Annotated in this window: 16 protein-coding genes; 11 read left to right on the top strand and 5 right to left on the bottom strand. The window is 71.7% G+C overall.

What is annotated here, in order from left to right; all coding sequences use genetic code 11:
* The first annotated feature begins 85 nt into the window (after nt 1-85).
* The 4 genes from MVA48_RS13305 to MVA48_RS13290 all read left to right on the top strand — a co-directional run bounded on the left by MVA48_RS13305 (nt 86) and on the right by MVA48_RS13290 (nt 7,516).
* Nucleotides 86-826 carry a TerB N-terminal domain-containing protein gene (locus MVA48_RS13305; protein ID WP_371821148.1) on the top strand — a complete coding sequence of 247 codons (741 nt, stop codon included), beginning with the start codon at nt 86-88 and terminating at the stop codon, nt 824-826.
* A 255-nt stretch (nt 827-1,081) separates the two neighbouring features.
* Nucleotides 1,082-2,338 carry a tellurite resistance TerB C-terminal domain-containing protein gene (locus tag MVA48_RS13300; RefSeq protein ID WP_246981024.1) on the top strand — a complete coding sequence of 419 codons (1,257 nt, stop codon included), beginning with the start codon at nt 1,082-1,084 and terminating at the stop codon, nt 2,336-2,338.
* Entirely contained in the window at nt 2,335-3,753 is a 1,419-nt protein-coding gene (locus MVA48_RS13295; protein WP_246981022.1) for an ATP-binding protein, read from the top strand. Before MVA48_RS13300 ends, MVA48_RS13295 begins: the two co-directional genes overlap by 4 nt.
* Before the next feature lie 13 nt (nt 3,754-3,766).
* A complete protein-coding gene (locus MVA48_RS13290) occupies nt 3,767-7,516 on the top strand; it encodes a DEAD/DEAH box helicase (protein WP_246981020.1) in 3,750 nt (1,249 codons plus the stop codon).
* Between the two features lie 178 nt (nt 7,517-7,694).
* On the opposite strand, the gene MVA48_RS13285 is transcribed toward MVA48_RS13290, so the two are convergent.
* Both MVA48_RS13285 and MVA48_RS13280 read right to left on the bottom strand, forming a co-directional pair.
* Entirely contained in the window at nt 7,695-8,792 is a 1,098-nt protein-coding gene (locus tag MVA48_RS13285) for a hypothetical protein (protein ID WP_246981018.1), read from the bottom strand.
* Nucleotides 8,789-9,826, bottom strand: a complete 1,038-nt coding sequence (locus MVA48_RS13280; RefSeq protein ID WP_246981016.1) for a hypothetical protein — start codon at nt 9,824-9,826, stop codon at nt 8,789-8,791. The genes MVA48_RS13285 and MVA48_RS13280 overlap by 4 nt, the downstream gene beginning before the upstream one ends.
* A 368-nt stretch (nt 9,827-10,194) precedes the next feature.
* Between MVA48_RS13280 and MVA48_RS13275 the strand changes: the two genes are divergently transcribed.
* A complete protein-coding gene (locus MVA48_RS13275) occupies nt 10,195-10,839 on the top strand; it encodes a type IV toxin-antitoxin system AbiEi family antitoxin domain-containing protein (RefSeq protein WP_246981015.1) in 645 nt (214 codons plus the stop codon).
* Nucleotides 10,836-11,729 (top strand): nucleotidyl transferase AbiEii/AbiGii toxin family protein, encoded by an 894-nt coding sequence (locus tag MVA48_RS13270; protein ID WP_246981014.1) that lies wholly within the window; start codon nt 10,836-10,838, stop codon nt 11,727-11,729. Before MVA48_RS13275 ends, MVA48_RS13270 begins: the two co-directional genes overlap by 4 nt.
* A 1,038-nt stretch (nt 11,730-12,767) precedes the next feature.
* Here the strand turns inward: MVA48_RS13270 and MVA48_RS13265 are convergent.
* Nucleotides 12,768-13,553, bottom strand: coding sequence for a M48 family metalloprotease (locus MVA48_RS13265; protein ID WP_246981013.1), 786 nt, complete (start codon nt 13,551-13,553; stop codon nt 12,768-12,770).
* A gap of 702 nt (nt 13,554-14,255) precedes the next feature.
* Nucleotides 14,256-19,787, bottom strand: coding sequence for a MobF family relaxase (gene mobF, locus MVA48_RS13260; RefSeq protein WP_246989227.1), 5,532 nt, complete (start codon nt 19,785-19,787; stop codon nt 14,256-14,258).
* An 841-nt stretch (nt 19,788-20,628) separates the two neighbouring features.
* Here mobF and MVA48_RS13255 point away from each other — a divergent pair.
* From MVA48_RS13255 to MVA48_RS24215, 4 genes are all read left to right on the top strand, one after another.
* Nucleotides 20,629-21,933 carry an IS256 family transposase gene (locus MVA48_RS13255; RefSeq protein ID WP_371821245.1) on the top strand — a complete coding sequence of 435 codons (1,305 nt, stop codon included), beginning with the start codon at nt 20,629-20,631 and terminating at the stop codon, nt 21,931-21,933.
* A 57-nt stretch (nt 21,934-21,990) separates the two neighbouring features.
* Nucleotides 21,991-22,146 carry a hypothetical protein gene (locus MVA48_RS13250; protein WP_246981012.1) on the top strand — a complete coding sequence of 52 codons (156 nt, stop codon included), beginning with the start codon at nt 21,991-21,993 and terminating at the stop codon, nt 22,144-22,146.
* 80 nt (nt 22,147-22,226) lie between these two features.
* Nucleotides 22,227-22,562 (top strand): transposase, encoded by a 336-nt coding sequence (locus MVA48_RS13245; RefSeq protein WP_246981011.1) that lies wholly within the window; start codon nt 22,227-22,229, stop codon nt 22,560-22,562.
* Between the two features lie 120 nt (nt 22,563-22,682).
* Complete coding sequence (locus MVA48_RS24215; protein ID WP_371821147.1) at nt 22,683-23,036, top strand: terminase gpP N-terminus-related DNA-binding protein; 354 nt, start codon at nt 22,683-22,685, stop codon at nt 23,034-23,036.
* Between the two features lie 304 nt (nt 23,037-23,340).
* Here MVA48_RS24215 and MVA48_RS13235 read toward each other — a convergent pair whose 3' ends face one another.
* Nucleotides 23,341-23,499 carry a hypothetical protein gene (locus MVA48_RS13235; protein WP_246981010.1) on the bottom strand — a complete coding sequence of 53 codons (159 nt, stop codon included), beginning with the start codon at nt 23,497-23,499 and terminating at the stop codon, nt 23,341-23,343.
* A 104-nt stretch (nt 23,500-23,603) separates the two neighbouring features.
* Here MVA48_RS13235 and MVA48_RS13230 point away from each other — a divergent pair, with 104 nt between their 5' ends.
* Nucleotides 23,604-24,041, top strand: a complete 438-nt coding sequence (locus MVA48_RS13230; protein WP_246981008.1) for a Mu transposase domain-containing protein — start codon at nt 23,604-23,606, stop codon at nt 24,039-24,041.
* The last annotated feature ends 78 nt before the right edge of the window (nt 24,042-24,119 follow it).

Below are 24,119 nucleotides of genomic sequence, written 5' to 3'. Positions count from 1 at the left end.
CCGCCCGTGGGTGACTAGCCTGCACTTGTCGCAGACAGTCAACCCAGCGCAACGGTGGGTTTGACATCGGAACGCGGGGGATGCAGTGGGTCTACGGGATTGGTTCAAGCGAAGCGCGCCCTCCGCAGCTCCGGCGGCGCCTCCGGTCTCGAATCTCGGGTCGTCGGCACCGCCTTCTTCGGTGGCTGTGGCGCCACGGTCACCCAGCCCGCCGCCTCCGGCAGCGGACGGCAGGGCTGGCAGGGACGGGTGGGTCCCGCCGGGGGCTGCGGTGACGGTGGGCTCGCTGACCCTGCCTGGCGGGATGCTGTACGTCGGTCGACAGCTGCCGGCCGCCGTCGGCCACGGCCCGGACCCGGCGCTCATCGACCCGCGGCTCCCACTGGACTTCCGCCGGCCCGACTGGGCGGCTGGCAGCGTCGGGTACTGGCCCTCCTACAGCGACATCACCCCCGGCGCGCGCGCCGCGTACCTGACGTGGCTGGCCGACGGCCGACGCGCACCGAACGCGCCGATCAGCTGGCCGTTCCTCTTCTTCTACGGCCTGGAACGTCGGGTGCTCGTCGACGCCGCCAAGGGCCAGGACATCAGCGAAGAGCTGCCGGCTATCGCCGCCGAGGTTCGGCGACTGCTCGACCTCTACGGTGACAACGGGTCCTTTCGCGGCTATGCGACACGGTTCCTGCAGCTGCTGGACTTCTACGCGACGAGCACCGGCGATGTCTCCGTGCCCGCGCGCACCGGCAATGCCTGGGACGTCCCGATGGCCCTGCGGGTCGGTCTGGGAGAGCTCGCGGTCGACGGGACACCGCTCTCCGCCGACTAGGCCCTGGCGTGGGCCTACTACCACCCGGAGATCTACCTGCGGACCCCGGCAACCCGCTGTGCGGCCGAGTTCGAAGCGCTGTTCCGCACCAGATACGCCGAACGGCACGGCCCTGGCCTCACGATCAAGGCGACAACCACGAGGCTGAAGCTCGACTACTACTCGGCCAGCGCAGGAATCGGCCAAGCCGAGTTGTCGACAACGCTGCCCGACGTCCTGACCCAGGCGGGTCCGAGCAAGAAGCTGGCCGCGCTCGTGGAGGAGTGCACCGCGAGCCTGGATGCCTACAGCCGCTACCTGGGACGCAATCCTGACGCGCCGGGGACGCTGCCGGCGGCCGCGCTGCTGCCGCCAGAACTCGCGGACAACGCGGGCGGCGACGACCTGGCCCGCCTGAACTCGTTCGTCAACGCGGCTCTCGACGGGCAGCCCAGCGCGGTTGTTGACGCGGGCGAGCTGCTCGCGTTCTGGCCCCTGGCGACACCGGGCAAGGTCGCGAAAGCCGAGGCCGTCACGCTGGCACAGCTGCTGAGTGCCCGCGGCATCGGCTTGGAACCCGACGTCCGCCACGGCGGGCCGGTGCCCGACCCTGCCGGCGTTGTGGTGCTGTTCCGCGCCGAACCTGGCCAGCCCGCCTCTCCCAGTCCTGAGTACCAGGCCGCGGCGCTGCTGATGCACCTCGCGTCCGTAGTCAGCGCCGCAGACGGGCACGCCTCCGATGCGGAGATCTCCCATCTGGTGGCGCACCTCGAGGCCGCCATGGGATTCGGGGCAGCCGAACGCGCCCGGCTGGAAGCTCACCTGCGCTGGCTGCTGGCAACTCCGGTGAAGCTGATCGGGCTCACCAAGCGGCTCGCCGCACTGGATCAAGGGCAGCGCGAGAACATCGGGGACTTTCTCACCACGGTCGCGGCCACGGACGGGCACGTGAGCCCGGAGGAGATCAAGATTCTCACGAAGATCTTCAAGCTGCTCGGCTTGGATCCTGCGTCGGTCTACAGCCGCGTCCACGCGGCGACGACCGGCGGCGTCAGGATCGCCGCGGCCGGGCCCGTGACCGTCAGGGCCTCCTCGCCAGGCGCGCCTGCCTACGCCATCCCACCGGCTCCGGCTGCCCGACCCGACCCCGGCGCATCCCGCGATCCGGCCGCGCCCGTGCAGCTGGACGCGGCCACGGTCGCAGCCAAGCTCGCCGAGACCTCCGCGGTCACCGCGCTGCTCGGTTCCATCTTCACGGACGAGGAACCGACACCACCGTCGCTGCCCGCCGCGACGGGGCCCTCCATCGCTGGACTCGACGCTGCCCACTCGACGCTGCTGACGGTGCTCGCCGTCCGCGGCAGCTGGAGCCGGGCCGAGCTCGAAGCCGAGTGCGCCGGCCTGGGCCTGCTGACCGACGGCGCCGTCGACACCCTGAACGAAGCCGCCTACGAGCGGGTCGGTGACCCGCTCCTCGACGGCGATGACCCCATCACGATCGACCCCGGCGTAGCCCAGGAGATGCAGGCATGACCAGCTCGACCCCCGCCACTTCCGTGGGCACGACGATCCGGCCGCGGGAGCGTGACGCGATCCTGCAGGCGCTGCGGGCCGGCGTCGTCCCACGTGTCGGTCAGCAGCACGTGCAGGTCGGCCGGGCCGAGGAGGTCAAGGCCCTGCTGAGCGACGTCGACCGGATCGCCGACGGCGGCTCCGCCTTCCGCCTGGCCATCGGCGAGTACGGCTCCGGCAAGACGTTCTTCCTGAACCTGGTCCGGTCGATTGCCATGGAACGCAAGCTCGTCACGGTGCACGCCGACCTGTCGCCTGACCGACGGCTGCACGCCACCGGCGGCCAGGCCCGCTCTCTGTACGCGGAACTGATGCGCAACATCGCGACCCGCGCGAAGCCCGACGGTGGGGCCATGGGGAGCATCGTCGAGCGGTTCATCACCGCCGCGCTCACCGAGGCGCGGGAGACCGGGACGACGCCGGACGCCGTCATCCGCACCCGGCTGGCATCGCTGTCGGAGTTGACGGGCGGGTACGACTTCGCCGAGGTCATCGGCGCGTACTGGCGCGGGCACGACACTGGGAACGAGCAGCTCAAGAGCGACGCGGTGCGCTGGCTGCGCGGCGAGTTCAGCACCCGGACCGACGCCCGGGCGGCGCTCGGCGTGCGCACCATCGTCGATGACGCCAACTTCTACGACCAGCTCAAGCTCTTGGCCAGGTTTGTCGTCATGGCCGGTTTCGGCGGTCTGCTGGTGTGCCTCGACGAGATGGTCAACCTGTACAAGCTGGCGAACACGCAGGCGCGCAACGCCAACTACGAGCAGATCCTGCGCATCCTGAACGACAGCCTGCAGGGAACCGCCGCCCACCTTGGGTTCATCCTGGGCGGCACCCCGGACTTCTTGCTCGATGCCCGGCGTGGCCTGTACTCGTACGCGGCGCTGCAGTCACGCCTGGCCGAGAACACGTACGCCACAGGTGGCCTCGTCGACTACTCCGGCCCCGTGCTGCGCCTGGCGAACCTGACGCCCGAGGACTTCTACCTGCTCCTGACCCGCCTGCGGCACGTGTTCGCCGGCGGCGACGCGAACGCCTATCTGGTTCCCGACGACGCCCTGACGGCCTTCATGACCCACTGCTCCAGCCGCATCGGCGACGCGTACTTCCGGACACCGCGAACCACCATCAAGGAGTTCGTGAACCTGCTCGCCGTGCTCGAGCAGAACCCGGGGACCGACTGGGCGCCGCTGGTCGGCGCGGTGAACCTTGTGGCCGAATCCAATCCCGATCTTGCGCCGCTGGCCGAGGAGGACGGCTTCGCACGCCCGCACGCCACTGACGCCGCGGTCGACCAGACCGAGGCGGGGGTGGCGTCGAGATCAGTGTCCGCGTCGTCACCGGAGGACGACGACCTCGCGACGTTCAGGCTGTGACAGGCCGCTGCGCATGACCGGCACAGCGGGTGAGGCCGCAGGCCATCAGTCGTCGGCCTTCGTTGAGCTGCACCCGCGCATCCAACGATGGATCTGGGAGCAGAACTGGACCGAGCTGCGCGACGCGCAGGAACGCGCCGTCCGACCGATCCTCGCCGGCGACCGGGACGTGATCATCTCCGCGGCAACGGCCGCCGGGAAGACCGAAGCGGCGTTTCTCCCGATCTGCTCGAGTCTGCTGGCCGCGCGAGAAGGCGCGGCGGACGCGCGTGGGCGGAGGGAAGCGCGCACTGAGCAGCAGCCTGCGGTCACCGGAGTGCAGGCGCTGTACGTGAGCCCGCTCAAGGCGCTCATCAACGACCAGTACGGCCGGCTCGACGCCCTGTGCGAGCACTTGGACCTGCCGGTCCATCGCTGGCACGGGGACGTTCCCGGCTCACGCAAGGCCAAGGTGCTCAGTGATCCCGACGGGATCCTGCTCATCACGCCGGAGTCCCTGGAGGCGCTCCTCGTCGTTCACGGCCCCAAAGTCGCGAGGATCCTGGGCGGACTGCGCTACGTCGTCATCGACGAGATGCACTCGTTCCTCGGAACCGAACGAGGTATGCAGCTGCAGTCGCTCCTGCACCGGGTGGAGCTGGCCGTGCGGCGGCGCGTGCCCAGGATTGGGCTGTCGGCGACGCTCGGTGACATGGACGGTGCGGCGGCGTACCTGCGCCCCGGGTGTGGGCCTCGCGTCACCGTGATCACCTCGGTGGAGGACACCCACGAACTGAAGCTGCAGGTGCGCGGCTATGAGGCCCTGCCGCCGCAGCTGTCGGCACGCCAGGCGGAGCACGTGGAGGCCAGCGGGCGCGACGTGGAAGCCGAGGAGGTGACCGAGGGGCATCAGCTGGCGATCGCCGATCATCTCTTCCGGACGCTGCGCGGGACCGACAACCTGGTCTTCGCCAACTCGCGACGCGAAGTGGAGATCTACGCGGACCTGCTGCAGCGACGATCCGAGCGTGAACACGTCCCGACCGAGTTCATCCCGCACCACGGCAGCCTGTCCAAGGAACTGCGCGAGTTCGCCGAATCCCGGCTGAAGGACCGGGAGACTCCAGTCAGTGCGATCTGCACGTCCACCCTGGAGATGGGGATCGACATCGGGTCTGTCACCTCCATCGCCCAGCTAGGCGCACCCCAGTCGGTGGCGAGCATGCGGCAGCGGCTGGGCCGCTCGGGCCGTCGCGGTGGCGCCGCGACGATGCGGCTGTACGTCACCGAGCCACAGGTAAGCCCCCAGACACCGCCGTCTGACGCGTTGCGCACCGAGCTCGTCCAGAGCATCGCCATGGTCAACCTGCTGCTCGATCGGTGGAACGAGGCGCCGAACTCGGGCGGACTCCACCTGTCCACGCTGGTGCAGCAGCTGCTGTCGTTGATCGCTCAGCACGGTGGGGTCACACCGCTCGAGGCATACCGGGTGCTGTGCGAAACCGGCCCCTTCGCCGGCGTCTCCGGGGACACATTCAAGCGACTGCTGCGTGCACTCGCCGATGAGCGAGTTGACCTGCTCATGCAGGCTTCTGACGGGCTGCTGCTGCACGGGCAAGCCGGCGAGCGCCTGGTCAATCACTACTCGTTCTACGCGGCCTTTCGCACCGGCGAGGAGTACCGCCTCATCGCCAGCGGTCGCACGCTCGGGACCTTGCCGGTCGACTATCCGCTGATGCCCGGGTCCCTGCTCATCTTCGGCGGACGACGCTGGAAGGTGCTGGCGGTCGACTCGCACGAGAAGGTCATCGAACTGATCCGGTCGTCTGGAGGACGGCCACCGACGTTCGCCGGCGCCGGCGCCGCGGTCGCTGACCGGATCCGCCAGGAGATGCGGCGTGTGTACCTGAGTGCCGACATGCCGGCCTACCTGGACGCGACGGCGGTCCAGTTGCTCACCGAGGGCCGCAACAACTTCGCCCGATACGGGCTCGGGGCCGACCCGTTGCTGACCATCGGCGCGGACACGTTGATCTTCCCGTGGCGCGGAGACCGCATCTGCTCGACGCTCGCGGTGGCCCTGACCGCTGCCGGCATCGAGGTGGCCCAAGACGGCGTCTGCCTAACCATGAGCAACTGCAGGCGAGAGCAGGCCTTGAGCCGCCTCGCCGAGCTGGTCGAGCAGGGCGCCCCCGAGCCAGCCTTGCTGGCTGCCAGGGTCGACAACAAGATCGTCGAGAAGTACGACGACCAGCTCAGTGAGGAGCTGCTCAACGAGGGCTTCGCCGCACGCAGCCTCGATGTCGAAGGCGCCTGGGAGGCCGCACGCCAGCTACTGCAAGAGGCTCGAGACGTCGCCGTCGATCAGCCAGACGACGCACGCAGCACCTCAACAGCGGCGCCATCGTCGGTGCCCGCCGCCAACGTGTCGGCGCACGACGTGTCCGCCCGATCCGCCGCGGCGGAGGCGCCCCGCCTGGCCGCGACGACGTCGGCCGCTGGAGCCCGTCCGCGACCGCACGGCCGCCCGGAGCTCGGCACCACCCCCTTCGCCGTGGTGGACGTGGAGACGACGGGCTTCTCCCCGCGGCTCCATGACCGGATCGTGGAGATCGCGATCGTTCGAACCACACCGGACGGCACCATCGAGGACTCCTGGTCGACGCTGCTGAATCCGCAGCGCGACCTCGGCCCTACCCACGTGCACGGAATCCGCGGGGCCGATGTTCTCGACGCGCCCAGGTTCTTGGATGTGGCAGGGGATGTCGCCGACAGGCTCGACGGGGCCGTCGTGGTCGCCCACAACGCCCGCTTCGATCTCGGGTTCGTGTCATCGGAGTTCACGCGTCTGGGGGCGGCGCCCCCCACCTGGCCGGCGCTGTGCACCCTCGCGCTGTCGTATCGGTTGGGAGCGTTCGGTGGTGGCCGGCTGGCCGACTGCCTGGCGGCAGAGTCGCTCACCCACCCGGGCGAGCACACGGCCTTGGGGGATGCGACCGCGACAGCCGAGCTGCTGGGCGTCTACCTGCGGCGCGTCGGCGGGGGCACACTGACCGACCTCGGCTGTGTGCCCGACGTGTGGCCCGAGCCGCCGAGCTGGTCCGTCTGGCCGATCGGCGGCCCGGTGCGACCTCGCTCGTCGCGATCCCGGCTGGAGGCCTCACCACTGGCCACGCTGATCCGGCACCTTCCTGCGCACAACGTAAGAGGCGCGGCGAAGCCAGCCGATACCGCGGCCTACCTCGATGTGCTGTCCCGCGCGCTGGAGGACCGGCGCTTGGACTCGGCGGAGGTGCGCACCCTCGCCGACACAGCCCAGGCATGGGGGCTCTCGCGCTCGGACGTGCACCGTGCCCACATGAACTACCTGGAGGCGCTGGCCCTGACGGCGCTCGGAGACGGTGTGGTCACCGACCTGGAGGCCGAGGACCTCGCGGTCGTAGCGGCTGCACTCGGATTCGGAGTCGGCGAGATCGCTGCCGCCCTGCATGCGGCACGGACCCGAACCCCGAGCCGCAGTCAGAGCGACGATCTCCGCGGGCTCGGCGTGTGCTTCACCGGCGCCCTCCAAACGCGCATCCAAGGACGGCCCATCACCCGCGACCAGGCACACGCCCTCGCGCGAGCAGCAGGTCTCATCGTTCACGAACGCGTCACGAAAGCGCTCGACGTGCTCGTCGCCGCCGACCCTCAATCACTGTCAGGAAAAGCGGAGAAAGCGCGATCGTATGGAACTCGGATCATGACCGAGACGAAGTTCTGGCACGCGATCGGCCGATCGTGATCCCGGACGTGGCCGGTAAGACACGCGGTACGTGTACCCAACGCCCCAACTGACTGCGGCCTCGCGGGCGTTAGTGGCGCGAGCCTGCGAGGCACGTCGAGCTCAGCAGCGCTGCCTGCGGCGACTGGACCGGCACACAGGGGGAGTGGGCCAACAGGCCGCCCCGCGGGGCGTGGAGCTACCCGTCGAGGTCCTTCTTCATCGCGGCCAGGAGCCTCGTCCGCGCCCGGTCCGTGGCGACACGCGGGAGGGGTGAGCCGATGGGAACGTCCTTGTCCTTCTTCGTGGGCCGATCTCTCCACGCCGTGGTCATCTGCCGCCCGGCCTCGGTCTGCCCGGTGCGCGCGAACTCGTCGTAGGCGGTGGCCACCGTCTCCGTTCCGTGGATCGCCATCCAGGCGGAGAAGAAGCTGATCCGAGACTTGATGTCGCTGATGTGCTGGGTGACCTCCCGTCGGGCCTGGGCGGAGCCGTCGCGGCGGCGGATGCGGTACGGCGCCTCCGCGTAGTCCTCCACGGCGCGCACAGCCTCGGCGTAGAACGTCGCCTTCTCCTGCCGCCGCGCCTCCCGCTGCTGAGCCTTGTAGGCCTTCACGGCGACGGTCGCCGCGATGACGGCGGCAAGCACGGCGCCGAGTACGCCCAGAAGGGCGCCGAGGACGGTGGCGATGTCCCCGGCGTCGACGTCGGCGACGATGCGGTCCCACGTGCTCGGCGCCGCCGCGGCCGCGGCGGCAGCCCTTGCGGCCGCGAATTGTTCGCTCACGCCACCCGCTCCCGGGGAAGCCGTGCGGCTGCTCGGCCCCGAGCCACTCGCCGCCGCGCCGCCGCCGGTGGCCCGCCAGTGGTCCTCGAAGAAGACGTGGTCGCGTGCGAGGTCGATGAGCGCCAGCAGCCCGTTGACCGGACGCCAACGGCGCTCGGGCGGGTCGGCAGGGAACCACAGGCACAGGGCGCCGTCGTCGGGCATCCGATGTGGCGACGTCGCGCCCGGGACTGCGAAGACCCGCGGGTACTCCTCGGCCGGCAGCCCGAAGCAGTCGTACGGCGGGCGGGCGTAGAAGTCGATCGTGACGTTCACCGACTCCCGCCGTCCGCGGACTTCGACCGGCACCCGGTAGCTGACCCGGTCCAGTTCGAGGATCAGCTGGAGGTCGCGGCCGTGCTCCCGGCGGGCTGCGGCCTCGAGGAGGATCTGCCACGACGGCTCCAGCCCGTACCAGCGGTCGTCCGACCGGCCGGCCCGGGCGCTCCGGGCCGGCCGGCCGGCGTTCACGGCGCCCAGCTGTTCACCTGGATGCGGGACCGCTGACCGCCGGCGCCCGTGCTGGGGACGGTCCCGGTCGCGCGGCGGCTCTCCCGGATTCGCCGGGCCTCTTCGGCTGCGACCGCGCCCTGGTCGGGCCGCGGCAGCATCTCCTCGTCGCGGAACAGCTTGGCCAGCTCGTCGTGGGCGAGGAGCGGGTAGCCGGCCTTCTCCAAGGCGATCGCCTCGTCGAGCCGCTTGCCGGCGTGCCGCAGCGCGGTGACGACCTCGGCCCGCGGCCAGTTCAGCTTGATGGGCTTCTCGGCCACGTGCGCCGGGTCGCGGGTCTCGCCCTTGTCCAGCTCGTCGGCGGCGTACCGGAACCAGGCGGCGAGGCCAGCGAGCAGGGACATGGGCCGCTGGATGCAACCCAGGGCCAGCGCCTTGACGTTCCACGAGCACAGCGGCTTGCCGTTGCGCCGGTTCCAGTGCTTCAGCAGTCGCACGTCCCGGGCGTAGACCACCTGCGTGTCGTCGATGGCCCGCAGGACCATCGCGGTGTGCGCCTCGGGGTGCGACCGGTCCCAGGTCGGCATCTTCGGGATGAACAGGCCCGCCGCGTCGGGGTTGTCGATGGCGCAGATGACGTCGGCGGTGAAGTCCTTCTCGCCGGCGTGCACCGGGTCGCCGAACCGGACCAGGACGGCGCGCTTGCAGCCCTCGGTCTGGACGGTGAGCTTCGGGTACTCGCCCCTCAGCGCCGCGCGGATCGCGACCGCGGCCCGCTCCATCAGGTCCTTGGGGCCCTTCTTGCCCGGGCCGTGGATGTCCTGGGCCTCCGCGATGACCACGCCGAGGTCGATGTCGGTGAGCGGGGTCAGCGCGTCACCATGGGCGACACTGCCGTTGTAGTAGACCCGCGACCCGGGGAACTCCTTCCGCAGGGCGGCGGCGATGAGCTCCCGGCGGCGGCGGGCCTCCTCGAGCTCCTCGGGGCTGACCTGGATGCGGGTCAGGGCCTGCGTCAGCAGGTGTTCCAGGGACGGGTGGGCAGGGACGGGCATGGCGGTCCTCTCCGCGCTGAGGAGCCTCCTCAACGCCGGAACGCCGGTGCTAGCGTGCTGCCCCTACACCCCATGTAGACGGCACCCCGGTTCGCGACCTCCTCGGTCGGCGACCGGGGTGTTCTGCGCTCCGCACGCAAGCCTGCCGCACAGGGGTGACACTTCCCGGCGGTGAGGCTCACCTGCCCCACTGGCCCCAGGGCCGTCCGTCGAAGGGTCCCGATGCTGACGGCGGGATGCACGTGCCAACCCATGTACATGCCAGCGCGGTGTTCTGTCCGGCTACAGGTTTAGAGGGTTCATGCCGAGGAAAATGTAGCCAGACGCGTTGTGCTGTGTACGATTTCCTCGATGAAGGGAGGTGGACAGTGGCCACCACGACGATGCGGAAGACGGCGACTCGCCGGACGAGGGACCAGCGTGCGTGCCTGCAGCGGCTTCCGGCGACGTTCACCTACACCGAGGCCCGCAAGCTAGGCCTGTCCGAGCACAGCCTGTACCGGCTGCGGGACAGTCACCTAATCGAGCCGCTGGGCCGCGGCCTGTACGAGCGGACCGACCTCGCCGGCAGCGAGCCAGACGGCGCAGACCACGACTTGCAGGCCATCGCCGCCCGCGCACCGAAAGCGACGCTGTGCCTGCGCTCGGCGTTGGCCCGGCATGAGCTTATCGACGACATCCCGGCCAACATCGACATCGCCCTGCCGCGCGGCACCCGCGCCCCGGCGCTGGACGCGCCAATCAGCTGGCACCGCTTCGACCCGGCGACCTTCGATCTCGGTCGGGACATCCTCGACCTGGGTGCAGGACGCAGCATTGGGCTCTACAGCCCGGAGCGGTGCATCGCTGACGCGTTCCGGCTGGCCGGCAGTGAAGGACCGGAGTTGGGCAACGAGGCGCTGCGCCGTTGGCTGCGCCGCCGCGGCTCATCCCCGGCCCAGCTACTGAAGCTGGCTGCGCAGCTTCCCCGCGCGGAGTCCTCGCTGCGTCGGTCGCTGCAGATCCTGCTTTGAGAGCCTCACGGGACACCGCGGCCGGGCGCGCCTATCTCGACCTCCAGGCCAAGGCCAAGATGGAGGGGCAACCGACCGCGGCGCTGCTGACGCTGTACGCGCTCGAGGGGTTCCTGGCGCGACTGGCCGCTTCTGGGCACAGCGACAAGCTGGTCCTCAAGGGTGGCGTGCTACTGGCCGCGTTCCTCGTCCGGCGGCCGACCCGCGACGTCGACTTGCAGGCCCAAGCTGTACCTAACGACACCGACTCTGTCCTCGACCTCGTCCGCGGTATCGCCGCCGGCACGCCGGTCGGCGGCGACGACGGTCTGGTGTTCGACGCCGAGGACGCCAAGGCCGAGGTGATCCGGGACGAGGACGCCTACTCCGGCGTCCGGGTCAGCCTCAAGGCCACGCTTCATACCGCGCGGATCACCTTCCACGTCGACGTCAACGTCGGTGACCCCATCTGGCCGGCACCCGAGCAAGTGGCGCTGCCTCGCCTGCTGGGTGGCAGCGTCGCGCTGCGCGGCTACCCGATGCCGATGGTCCACGCAGAGAAGCTCGTCACCGCCATCGCCCGCGGCACCGCCAACACCCGCTGGCGGGACTTCGGTGATGTGTACGTCCTATCCGGCACCCATGCGGTGACCGCGGTCGACCTGCATGCGGCGATGACCACCGTGGCCGCGCACCGACAGGTGCAGCTGCAGCCGCTGAAGGATGTACTGGAAGGCTACGAACTTATCGCGCAGACCAAGTACGCCGCGTGGCGGCGTAAGCACAGCCGAGACGAGCTGCCAGAGCAGTTTGCAGACCTGCTCGACGCGGTGATCGCTTTCGCCGACCCCGTCCTCACCGACGGTGCTACCGGTGGGACCTGGCAGCCGGCTCGCCGCGGCTGGCAGTAGCCGTCCCCACCGGCCGGCCTACCGCTCAGCAAGTCGACGGCCGCGCCACACACGCTCTGGGCACCGGTCAGCACTCCTCCTGCAGCGCACCACCCGTGGTCGGCGGGTGGCCGCGCTCGTATCCCTTGCACAGCTGCCACCACTCTTGCCGCCTGAGTAGTCGGTGACCGCGTGTGCAACGTCGTGGCGATCCGTGTGCAAGCTGGCTGACAACGGTGCAATCTTTAGACTCACCTGCGGCTTTTCATTTCGCCCAAGACCCCGGTGAGCACATCCCGACAGCCAGGAACCCGCCCGCATGGATGCCCATGGCAACAATGCCCACTGCCGAACTCAGCCCCCGCCTGAGCGCTGACGCCCTGTCCGTTCGGGATCGCTCACCCAGACGCCGTCGGCTTCATCAGGTACGTCCTCGACCGGGTCCTCGACGACGAGCAAGGCCCCGAGAACAGGCCGTCAGACGGACCGACGCGGCCGGAAGGCCAGGAACTTGGGGACGGCGTTCCCCCGCTCTCGGCGATCGCGTCCAGCCGCGCCTCCGGGCGGATCGCCGCGCCGAGAAGGCCTTGCAATGGCATCTGGTGAACACCTACCCGGCTTCGCACGGCGTTGCCGGTGAACTGGGGTGCTGCTTGCCAGCCCGCCCTGCGGTGGACCCGGGTGGATGCGGACGCCGTCGGGCAGCCGCTGGGCGGCCGGGGGTGACGAAGCACGGATGGTCGTCCACGTAGACGAAGCACCTCCTGGTGCGAAAGGTGGACGGCTTCGCGCACCTGTCCCGTGCGGCCCTGCGTGGATGGCGCGGTCGGCGGAGGTGAGCTTGAGGTGGGCCAGCAGCCGGTCGAGCGCCGGGGCGGGCACGTCCCGGCAGGACTCGGCGCTACGCCGCGGTCGCCGAACCTGCGAAGTCGCCGTTCACGCCGGTGAGCATCCTCCAGCATCGGCGGGAGGCATACCGGAATTCCTCTGTCCGTTGTGACCGCAAGGCCACCGACGCCCGGGAAGGACGGCATCTGTCGTCCACCCGTGGTCGGGTCTTCAGGCTGTCGCTCGATCTGGGTCGAGTCGGTCCAGCTGCTGCCGTGCAGCCACCAAGGCCGAACCCAGTCCCAGTCTCACCACGAAGACGTCGGCTGCCCGTTCGCTGCCACGACTGGCCGCGGCCTCTACGACCGGTTGAACGTAGGCGGCGAGCAGGACAGCGCCCAGCACGGCGACCGTCCCCCAGGCATGCGCGCCAGTGCTGTGCCCTTCGATGGCGACCCGCCAGATGGCCACAGCGACGACGACCGGTGTGAGGAGCACACCGACGCCGAAGAGCGGGAACCCGTGGCCGAGTCGGACGGCGACCAGGCGGACGGTTCGCCAGGGCCAGGTCAGCCACCACACCACGAGCCCGTGCCGGACGTCGCCAGCAGCATGGTGACCGATCTCGTGTAGCGCCACCGCGAGCAGCTCGTCCTGGGTCAGGTGACCGGCGTGCATCCGTCGCAGCAGGCCGGTGGTGATCGCGATGGAGCGACGTCCGGCGGCAAAGGCGTTCGGCTGGGAGTTCTCGATGACGTACCAGTCGAAGTCTCGCGCCACGGGAACGCCGACGAGTTCGCACCCCGCGCGGTCGCATCGTGCGCGCAGCCACTTCAGCCATTCGGCGTCCCGGCCGGTCGGCGTACGGAAATGGAAGATGGCGCGGACCACGAAGCGCTCCACGCGACGATGCCGCAGCAGCAGCGGCGCGCCCAGGAGCCAAGCGATCAGCGCGATCAGCGTCCACCGGACTAGCCAGCCGAGCGACAACGCCACCAACACGGTGCTGAGCAGCACGGCGGCGCGGCGGCCAACAGCCGGCATGCATCTCTTCGGCGGCCTTCCCGCTTGATCTTCGCCATCTCGACTCCTGGGCTCGTCCAGCCGTGTGCTCCCAGGCTGCACGCGGGGGGTGACAAGATGCCGCGGTCGTGACGGGCGGCGATGCCACCCGGGCCTTTGCTGCCGTCCCCGAAACCCATGTGCCCCGGCTGCACCGGCGGCGGGTCGACTACCGGCGATCCAGCTTCGGCGGGGTGCTCCTCGGTGATCCCCCGCAGCGGGTTGTCTTGGCGACGGCCAGGCCGAATTCGGTCGTCGACATCGGCGGCCTTCAGTGCCTCGAGCACCTCGAGCAGGGCAGACTGGTCCAGGGCCATCGTGTGCTGTGTCCTTCCGCGAGAACCATTGGCGTGGTCTCGCTGACCATCACACGATGGCCCCTCGCACGTGATCAACCACGCGGTCAGTGGCCTGGACTTACACCACCCCGGGGGACGTCACCCGACGACTGGACTCTCGTATCAGCCGGCGGGCTACCCAAGAGGGAGGGCGCCGATACACCGCTGTGGACTTCCCCCGCTGGCCATCGAGAGGGGCGACGGACTGGGGCCTCTATGAGCGCACGGGCGCTGCGGGAGCCAGCTGATGTTCCCAATCCGGTGTTCGCCGGCCCCGTCGCTCGGTCGCCGGTGTCGGACTGGTTGGTCCCTTCCGGATCTACCGTGCCGGCGGGCTTTCCCGGGGGTGTTGTTCCCTCGTGAATGGAGAGGGTGCGAGGCAGCGCGCCGGTACCGGCGGGTCGTTCGCCATGGGCGGCGAGGGCTGCGGCGCAACGACCCGTCTCGGCTGGGCCGGTCGATTGCCGGACAGTCTCGTCTGGGTGATTGATCCTGCGTCCAGGACGGCCATGTGGACGGTCCCTGGTGGCACCCTCAGGGCGTCGGTGACGCGGTCGATGCGGGTCAGCCATCGGGCCGGGGGCAGGGCGGCGATGATGGCCGCCGCCTCGCGGACCGCTTGCGAAACGGCGGAGGGGCCGTTGTCACGGGAGGCCGCCGTGATGCACGCGTCGAGGAGGTGGTGGACGAGGCTGTCTGCGGTCTCGATGGCCGCGCGCAGCGCGGTGGCGCCGTCGCGGTGGAGGAGGTCGGCGGGGTCGAGTCCGTCGGGCAGGGTGAGTCGGCGCGGATCGTCGCCGCGGGCGGTGAGCTGCCAGAAGATGCGTTCGGCGGCCTGCTGTCCGGCGGGGTCGCTGTCGGTGGCGACCAGGATGCCGGGTCCCTCGGCGCGAAGGTGGGGCCGGAGCAGGTCGGCTTGCCGGTCGGTGAGGGCGGTGCCGAGGGTGGCTAGGCCGACGGTGTGACCGTCGGTGGCGAGGGTGACGGCGATGGCGTCCATTGGCCCTTCGACGAGGGCGGCGGTGGCCCCGTCGGCCAGCGCGTGTCGGGCCTCGTAGAAACCGAGCAGGTGCTCGCCCTTGCGGAACAGGTCGGTGCTGGGGGTGTTGAGGTACTTCGGGCCGGCGCGGTCGTCGTCGGCAGCGGCCGGGTTGCGGCGGGCGATGAAGCCGCGGATGGCGCCGTCGGTGTCCCGGATGGGGAAGGTGAGCCGGTCGCGGAAGCGGTCGATCAGTGTTCCGGTGCGCGCCCGCTGGGCGAGGCCGGCGGCGAGCAGCTCGCCCTCGGTGGCGCCGAGGCCGCGCAGGTGGTCGACGAGCGCGGTCCAGCCGGCGGGGGCGTGGCCGGGGCTGAACCGGGGGTCGCCGGCGAGGTCGGTGCCCAGCCGTTGGCGCAGGTAGCCGGGTGCCCAGGAGTCGGGGTAGTGGGCGGTGAAGAAGGCGGCGGCCTGGATGTGGAGCTCGATGAGCCGGTCGCGGCCGACGGCGGCGGTGGCCCAGAAGTGCTGCTCGAGCAGGTAGTCGGCCTCGTCGGCCCCGTCGACTGTGCCGGTCGGAGCGAACGGGTCCGGGGTGAGATACCGGGGCGCGCCGGTCGGCGGCGGGGTGTCGTAGTCGGGGTCGAACGGCGCCTCCTCGCCGGGCAGCGCATCGGCCGGGGCGGCGGTGGTGGCGGCGGCCGGAACGTCGATCGGGTCGAGGTGGTGGGCGTCGTCGGGCGGCTGCAGGTCGGCCGGCAGCGGCTCCGGGGCGTCAAGAGGGGCGGGGTCGGTGAGCGCGGCGATCCGGAAGACCAGCGCCTCGGCCAGCCCGCTGCCGGTCCGGTCATCTACCGCCGCGGCCGGAAGACCGGCGACCGCCGTGGTGAGCAGCTCAACCGGAGCCCAGCCGGCGCGGATGCCGGTGGTGACCGCGGTGACCAGGGCCGGCCAGGCGGGATCGGCCAGCACCCGCCGCCCGTGCTCGTCGGGCAGCAGGTCGAGCAGGGCCGGGCACCAGTCCGGCCGCAGCAGCCCGGCCTGCGGCCCGGTGGGGACGGTGGCGGGGGTGAGGTGAGGGGTCAGCCGCCACCACAGCGCGGCGGCGGGCAGATCGTCGGGCAACGGCCGCTGCGCGGCGACCGCGGCCACCAGGCCGGCGGCGTCGCGGCCGGCGCGGTCGGCGGCGGCCAGCCGGTCGGCCAGTGCGGGCCAGTGCGGATCGCGGCGGATGCGCGGGTCGATGCTGTCGGCCAGCGCCGCCCACACCGAACCGCCCTTCGCCCCGCCGACCGCCGCGGCGGCGTCGTCGAGTCGTCGCTGGTGCTGCCGTTCGGCCGCGGGCAGCCGGGGTGGGCCGGTGGGGCGCCGGTCGCGGTCTGGAACGGCGAGCGCGGCACGCCAGACGGCGAGGTCGGCCCGCAGCGCGGCGTGCGCGGGATCCAGCAGCGGCTGCGCCCAGGTGGGGGCGGTGGCCGCGGTCATCGCGGCGGCGGTGTCGGCGACCCGGGCCGCGCACGTGTCGAGGTGGGTGGCGCGGGCGGCCAGGTAGGGCCCCCAGTGCGGATCGGCGGCCAGCGCCGCCGGCACGCCGGGCAGCCAGGGCAACGGTCCGGCTGGGCCAGGCAGGTGTAGCCGCCAGTCCAGCACGGCCGCCGGATCGGCGGCGCTGTGCAGCTCGCGCGCCTGCACTGCGGCCGTGAGGGCGCGGATCGGGTCGGCGCCGCAGACGGCCAGCAGCGCCAGGTGCCCGCGCAGGGCGGGCCACGCCGCCGCGCTGGTCAGGCCAGGGTGCAGGTCTTCGGCGGCGTTCTCCAGTCCTTCTCCGGTACCCGGTCCGAGGCGGTGCTCGGCGGCGAACCGCAGCGCGTCGAGATAGCGGGCGGCGGCGGTGTGCAGTTGCTCGGCCGGGCCGGCCAGCGCCCGGCCGGCGCTGCTGGCCGAGGTCTGGGCGCCGTCGCGGGCCAGCATCGCGGCCAGCAGGTCGGTGGCGGTCGGCGGGGAGATCGCGGCGGGGCTGATGACGCTGTGCGGGTCCCCGTCGCCGACGGTGGACAGATAGAGGTGGTTGGCGGCTCGGCCGCGGGAGAGCGCCACATACACCAGCTGCCGGGACTCGGCCCCGGTGAGCACGGTGTGACCGACCTCGGCGGTGACGCCCTGCGCGCCGTGCACGGTGGTCGCGTAGCCCAGCTGCACGTGTTCGCGCACGTACGCCGCGGGCAGGGTGATCCGGCGCCCGGTAGAGGTGTGGGTGACGGCGAGCGCGCCGTCGGGACGCACGGCGGTGACGGTGAAGCGGTCGCCGTTCTTCACCCAGTCGACCGCGGTGATCGGCAGCCGCCGGTTGTTGGCCCGAGTTAGAACCGGGTCCCCGGCGCTGGCCCGGGTGCCGTCGGCCAGCACGACCTCGGCACCCGACGGCTCGCCCAAGTTGGCCAGGCGCTCGGCCCGGGCCCGCTCGTTGAGCTGCTGGACGACCTCACGGGTGCCGGCCAGCAGCAGCGCATCGGCGCCGCGGGCGCGGTCGGCGGCCCACGCGGCGTAGGCCTGCTCGGCGCAGGTGGCCAGGTCGCCCACGTGCACCCGCCCGCGGTCCAGATAGAACCCCAGCCCGGTGGTGTCCCCGTCACGGAGGGCGACGGTGGCCGCGGCCTCAGCCGGGTCGCTGAAGCGCACGAGCTGGGTCAGCGTCACCGCCCGGTGGGTGGCGGCGATCTCGGCCAGCACGCCGCCTGCGGCCACCGAGGACAGCTGCTGGAAGTCGCCGACCAGCCGCACCGACCCGCCCCGCCCGAGCACGTGCTCCACCGCGCGGGCCAGCTCGAGCGTGCCGGCCATGCCGGCCTCGTCGATGACCACCAACGTGCCCGGCCCGATTCTGGGGCCCCGGCCCGGCAGCTGCCCGGTGTCGAGGTCCCAGATCAGCTTGGCGAGGGTGTCGCAGCGGCCGCCGATGGCTTTCCGGAGTGCGGCGGTGGCCACCGCCGACGGCGCCAGGCCCAGCACGCTGCCGCCGCTGGCGGTCCAGGCCCGGGCCAGCGCGGCCAGGGCGGTGGTCTTGCCCGCCCCGGCCGGGGCGATCGCCAGCTGCACCCGGGCGCCGCTACCGGCCAGCTCACGCACCAGGTGCGCCTGGCCGGGATTGAGCTCGACGCCGTTGGCGGTGGCCTCCAGCAACGCCAGCTCCACCACAGTCCGGTCGACCCGCCGCCCGTCGGCCCGGCCGGCCGCGGCCAGCAGCAGGGCCTCGGCGTCCAGCACCTGCTGGGAGGTGTAGAGCTGGGCGCCGGCGACGGTGTAGACGCTGGCGCCGTCGCCGCGGCGCAGCTGCGGCGGCTCGGAGACCGGATCCGGGTCGCCGAGCGGAATTGACAGGGCGGGGGAGAGGGCCCGTTGGGTGATCGTGGCGACCGCGGCATCCACCTGCTCGGGCGGAAGAGCCGCCGCGCGGACGACGCGTTCGGCCTCGGCGCGCACATGCCAGACCTGCCACGTGGCCCGCTGCGCGGCGACCGTGTCGAGCACGCGGGCGGCGGCCGTCCGCGTCCACGCCTCGGTGGCGCGGGCAGGAGAGGGAGTCTGGGACCGTAGAACGGCGGAGAGCATGCGGGACAGTGCCGGCGGCCCGCCGAGCACGCCGAGTGCCTCCCGCCGCCAGGCCGCTCGCTGTTCGGCGAGCGAGCGCGGCTCGTGCTTGGCTTCCCGGGTCTCGAGGGTCGCCTGCTGGGCCAGCGCGATCGCCTCGGCCGCCGTGGGCGTCCGTTCGTGCTCGGCCTGAAAGCCTGCCGCCAGCTCGCCGCGGCGGGCCTCGATCGCCTGCCGACGGGACGACCAGGCGGCCAGCAGCCGCGGCTCCATGCCGACGATCTCCCGCACCGGCCGCCGGCCCGCCTCCCGGCCCGGGCGGTCGGCGAACCGGACCCCGAGCCGGGTCACCAGCTGGGCCTCCAGCCGGGTGTCATACCGCTCGGAGGCGGCGACCGCGGCCTTGTACAGCACCCGCCCGTCCAGCGCCCGCCACCGCCCGTCGCGGGTCTGCACCTTGTTGCTCACTGCCACGTGGCTGTGCAGATCCGGATCCCCGGCCCGCGAGTCGCGGTGGGTGAACACCGCGGCGATCAACCCGGCGGTCTCCACCTGACGCACGCCACCGGCACCCAGCCGGGTGAAGCAGGCGTTGTCCTCCAGCCAGGACAGGGCGTCGGCGACCGCCGCGTGGTGCGCGGCCTCGATCTGCTTGGCCACCTCCCGCGGCGCCAGCGCCCACAGCGCCGAGATCGACTTGACCGGGGAAAAGGTCAGGTCGTAGCCGGCCACCGCGGTGGTCACCGGCCGGGAGGCGCGCGCCACGACCCCGGACAACTCACGAGCGTCGCGCGCCGGGCGGCCGTACGCCTCGACGAACATGTCCTTGGCCAGGGCGCTGCGAATGTGCGCGCGGTCTCCAGCCGGGATCGGGGCCGTCCGAGGCAGGCCTCGGGCGGCGTTGAAGGCCGCGAACTCCTCGGAGCACCGAGCCCGAAAGCCGTTCACGGAGCCGGGAAAGGTGGGGAACGGTTGCCCCAGCGCCCCGGCCGCCCGAGCCTCGGCCGCCGACCTCCCCGCGGCCAATGCCTCCTGCTGCAGCCGGGCGGCATCCGGGTGCCGGCCCTGCCCGAACAGCGCCATCATCTGTTCCGCGGTCACCGGCTGCCCGGCCGCCGGCCCACCCAGCCCTGCCAGGCCGGCCCCGGCCCACCGGCCGGGAGCCTCGCCGCGCTGGGAGTAGTAGTCGCCGAGCCCGCCGTGCCCGCGGTCGGTCGCGTCGAACGCCGCCACCTGCCGCGTCAGGTACGTGTAGCCGTCCCCGGCGCTCAGCTTGTGCAGCGACATCACGGCCGGACGGTAGGAACGCAACCTCCAGTTTCTCTGCAGTCGCACCGGATACCGGCCGCCCCTGGGCCGCCTCGCCAGCGTCCGGTTGCTGACGTCCGCCCGCGACCGCGCGGCAGCACACCGGCCCAGCAAGATCATCAGCCGATCCGCGTCGAGGACAGTCTGGAGCCCCAAGATCCAACCTCGTGAACGCCCCTGCACCCGGTCCTCGTACTGGCGACGCGGCCGTGGGGCCGCCGCACGTCGGGGGCGGTCCTCGCCGGCCGGCCTGCGGCGAACTGTCGCATCGGATGCGACACAAAGCGCGGTCCAGCCCAGAGTGCAAGACGTGTGTCGGCTCGTGATCTTGATAGGGGAAGTGATCTCCAGTGGCCGTTGGTGGTTTGGTGGTAGGTCGGATGGCGGTACGGCGGTGGGGTGGGCGACGAGCGGCGGCAGGTCCGTGGAGCGGTCTCGGTACGGGGGAGGGGAGGAGCGTTCGCCCGTGGTGGGAGCCGATGATCTTGCTGGCATCTGCGGACGGTTGCATGCGCCGCCCGCGGGCCTGACCGGTTGCTACTCGCCGTCTCGCACGGGGGACGGGGCGGCCATCTAGGTGTCAGGATCGGTCAGACTGGCAACCCACGTTCTTGTGTGAGAGGCCCCGACCCGCAACCCCTCCCGATGGAGCGGTCGAGTCATACCGGAGATCGTCGCCGTCCGGGGCCCTGTCAGATGGGCTGTGTAAGTGCTCGTGGTCCGAGTCTGGGGCAGCTGCCTCAGTTGGGAGCACGCTGTGACCGTGACCGACGACAAGCAGTCGGACTGGGGTCCGCCGGGTCGGGTGAGCGGCCGGCAGCTGCGTGAGCAGCTGGCTGACGACGCCTGGCTGGATGAGCTGATCGACCGCGCCGAACAGGGCGGGGTGCAGTTGACCGGGGAGGGCGGGTTTCTGCCCGAGCTGGTCAAGGCCGTGCTCGAGCGCGGGCTGGGCGCCGAGCTGACCGACCATCTGGGCTACGAACGCGGCGATCCAGCCGGCCGCGGCTCGCCGAACTCCCGCAACGGCACGACGCCGAAGACGGTGCAGTCCGAGATCGGGCCGATGGGCCTGGACGTGCCCCGGGACCGCAACAGCAGCTTCGAGCCGCGGCTGGTGCCCAAGGGCGAGCGCCGCCTCGGCGGCCTGGACGACATGATCATCTCGCTCTACGCCGGCGGGATGACCGTCCGCGACATCCAGCACCACCTAGCGCGCACGATCGGCACCGAGCTCTCCCACGAGACGATCAGCAAGATCACCGACGCGGTCGTCGAGGAGGTCAAGGCCTGGCAGGCCCGGCCGCTGGAGCCGATCTACCCGATCGTCTACGTCGACGCGCTGGTGGTGAAGGTCCGCGACGGCCACCAAGTGCGTAACCGCTCGGCGCACATCGCCGTCGGGGTGGACCTGGACGGCATCAAGCACGTGCTGGGCATCTGGGTGCAGGCCACCGAGGGCGCGAAGTTCTGGGCCGGGGTGGTCGCCGAGTTGGCCAACCGCGGAGTGCGGGACATCCTCATCGCCTGCTGCGACGGGCTGACCGGCCTGCCCGAGGCGATCGAGGCGACGTTTCCGCACGCCACCGTGCAGACCTGCGTGGTGCACCTGATCCGGGCCTCCACCCGGTTCGTGTCCTACGACGACCGCAAGAAGGTGACCGCGGCGCTGCGGCGGATCTACACCGCGCCGACCGCCGACGCCGCGGAGACCGCGCTGCTGGAGTTCGCCGACTCCGAGCTCGGCCGGCGCTATCCGGCCACCGTGGTGACCTGGCAGAACGCCTGGGAACGGTTCATTCCGTTCCTGGCCTTCGCCCCCGCCGTGCGGAAGATCATCTACACCACGAACGCGATCGAGTCGCTGAACTACCAGCTCCGCAAGATCATCAAGAACCGCGGGCACTTCCCCAGCGACGACGCCGTGGTCAAGCTGCTCTGGCTGGCCATCCGCGACATCGAGGACAAGCGCGCCCGCGAGCGGGCCAAGGAACGCGGCAAGCCCGCCAACGAGCGCACCGCCCCGCCGCACCTGGTCGAGGGCGCGGTCACCCAGGGCTGGAAGCCAGCGATGGCCGCCCTGCTGATCGCCTTCGGCGACCGCCTCGAGCCCTACCTCCAATGAAGATCAACTACGGGTCTTACACAGAGAAGTTGACAGGCTCCCGTCCGGGTCCCCACCGTGGCCCAGGAGGCCGCCCGGGACCTGGTCCGCGCCCGCGAGGACACCCGCGGAGACCTGATGCGGATCCGGCACCGGATCTCCAAGCTGCTGCTGCGCCACGGGCACGTCTACTACGGCGGAGTGGCCTGGACCGGCAAGCAGAGCAGCGGCTGAACCAGATCCGCTTCGACGCGCCCGAGCGGGCCGGCACCCAGGCCGCCTACGACGCCGACCGGGAAGCGCTTGCCCTGGCGGTGCTGCGCCGGGACCGGCTCGACAAGCAGATCACCGGGCTGGCCGCCGACAGCGAGTTCACCGCGGTCACCCGCCGGCTTTGCTGCCTGCGCGGCATCTCCACGCTCACCGGCTTCGCGCTGGCGGTGGAGATCGGTGACTGGGACCGGTTCACCGGTGCCAGCATCGGCGCCTACCTGGGGCTGGTGCCCGGCGAGCACTCCTCCGGTGACTCCCGCCATCAGTTGCCGATCACCAAGACCGGCAACAGCCACGTCCGCCGGCTGCTGGTCGAGGCCGCCTGGCACCACCAGCCCGGCTACCGGATCGGCGCGACACTGACGGCGCTCAGGTGAATTTCCCCAGAGCTGCTCACTGAAAGTCCCCACCCGTGGAGCTCCGCCAGAGACGGCGGGGGCTCCTCCGAGGATGGCGGTCTCTGACCACCGCACCACCTCGAAGGAGCCCTGCCTCTCATGCTCACACGGGAGGAAGACATCGACGTGCACGCGCTACGTCGCCAGGGCTGGACGATCTCGGCGATCGCCCGGCACCTGGGCCGTGACCGCAAGACCATCCGCGCCTACCTCAACGGCCGCCAGGCCGGGGTGCGCGCCCCCGCCGGTCCGGACGGGTTCGGCCCGTTCATCGACTACTGCCGGGCACGGCTGGCCGAGGACCCGCACCTGTGGGCCATGACGCTGTTCGACGAGGTCACGGCGTTGGGCTACGACCGCGCGTACTCCACGTTCACGCGGCAGCTGCGCGCCTGGGATCTGCGCCCGGCATGCGAGCCGTGCGCGCCGGCCAAGGGCGGCCGGCGGCGGTGATCGAGCACCCGCCGGGTGAGGAGACCCAGTGGGACTGGGTCGAGCTGCCCGACCCGCCCGCCGGCTGGGCCGCCACCGGATACCAGGGGAAGGCGTTCCTGCTGGTCGGGGCGCTGGCGCACTCCGGGCGCTGGCGCGGCGTGCTGTGCTCGTCGATGGAGCAGCCGCAGCTGATCGACGCTCTGCACCGCGTGGCCGCCGCGCTGGGCGGGCTGACCCGCAGTTGGCGGTTCGACCGGATGGCGACGGTCTGCCACCCCGCTTCCGGGCGGGTGAGCGCCTCGTTCGCCGCCGTCGCCAAGCACTACGGCGTGCAGGTCGCGATCTGCCCACCCCGGCGCGGCAACCGCAAGGGCGTGGTGGAGAAGGCCAACCACACCGCCGCCCAGCGCTGGTGGCGCACCTTGGCCGACGAGGTCACGCCCGAGCAGGCGCAGGCGTCGTTGGACGAGTTCTGCGCCACCCGCGGCGACGCCCGCCTCCGCACCCTCGGCGGCCGGCGGGGCGCCGTCTCCAGCTTCCTCGCCGACGAGCGGCTCGCGCCGCTGCCGGCGCCGTTCCCCCGCGGTGCTCACCGCCGAGCGGAAGATCTCCGCGCAGGCGCTGGTGGCCTACCGCGGCAACCTCTACTCGGTGCCGCCGGAGCTGGCCGGGACGACGGTGACCGTGGCGCACCGGCTCGGCGCGGACAGCATCGACATCGCCACCGCCGCGGCGCCTGGCCGGCCGCCCACCGTGCTCGCGCGGCACCGGCTGGCCACCGACGGGGCCGGGGTGATGATCCGCGACTCCGGCCACGTCGTCGCGCTGCAGACCGCGGTCCTGGCCGCGTTCAGCACCGCCGCGCCGCACCGGCGCAAGCAGCGCATCCCACCCGGCCCGGCCGCCCGCGCCGCGGCCGACGCCCTCCGCCGACCCTCTTCCAGCAGCGCCACGAGCTCGGACGTCGTGGTCGACCTGGCCGCCTACGACCGGGCCGCCCGAGGAAGGAACACCCTCCGATGAACACCACCGAACCGAGCACAGCCACACCGAGCACGAGCGCGCAGGCCAGCCTCTACCAGCAGCTGCGCGGCCACCTGG

This window comes from Blastococcus sp. PRF04-17 (genome assembly GCF_023016265.1).
Lineage (GTDB): Bacteria > Actinomycetota > Actinomycetes > Mycobacteriales > Geodermatophilaceae > Blastococcus_B.
Note: the sequence above shows the minus strand (reverse complement) of the source record. Positions and strands in the feature narration are given on the sequence as shown.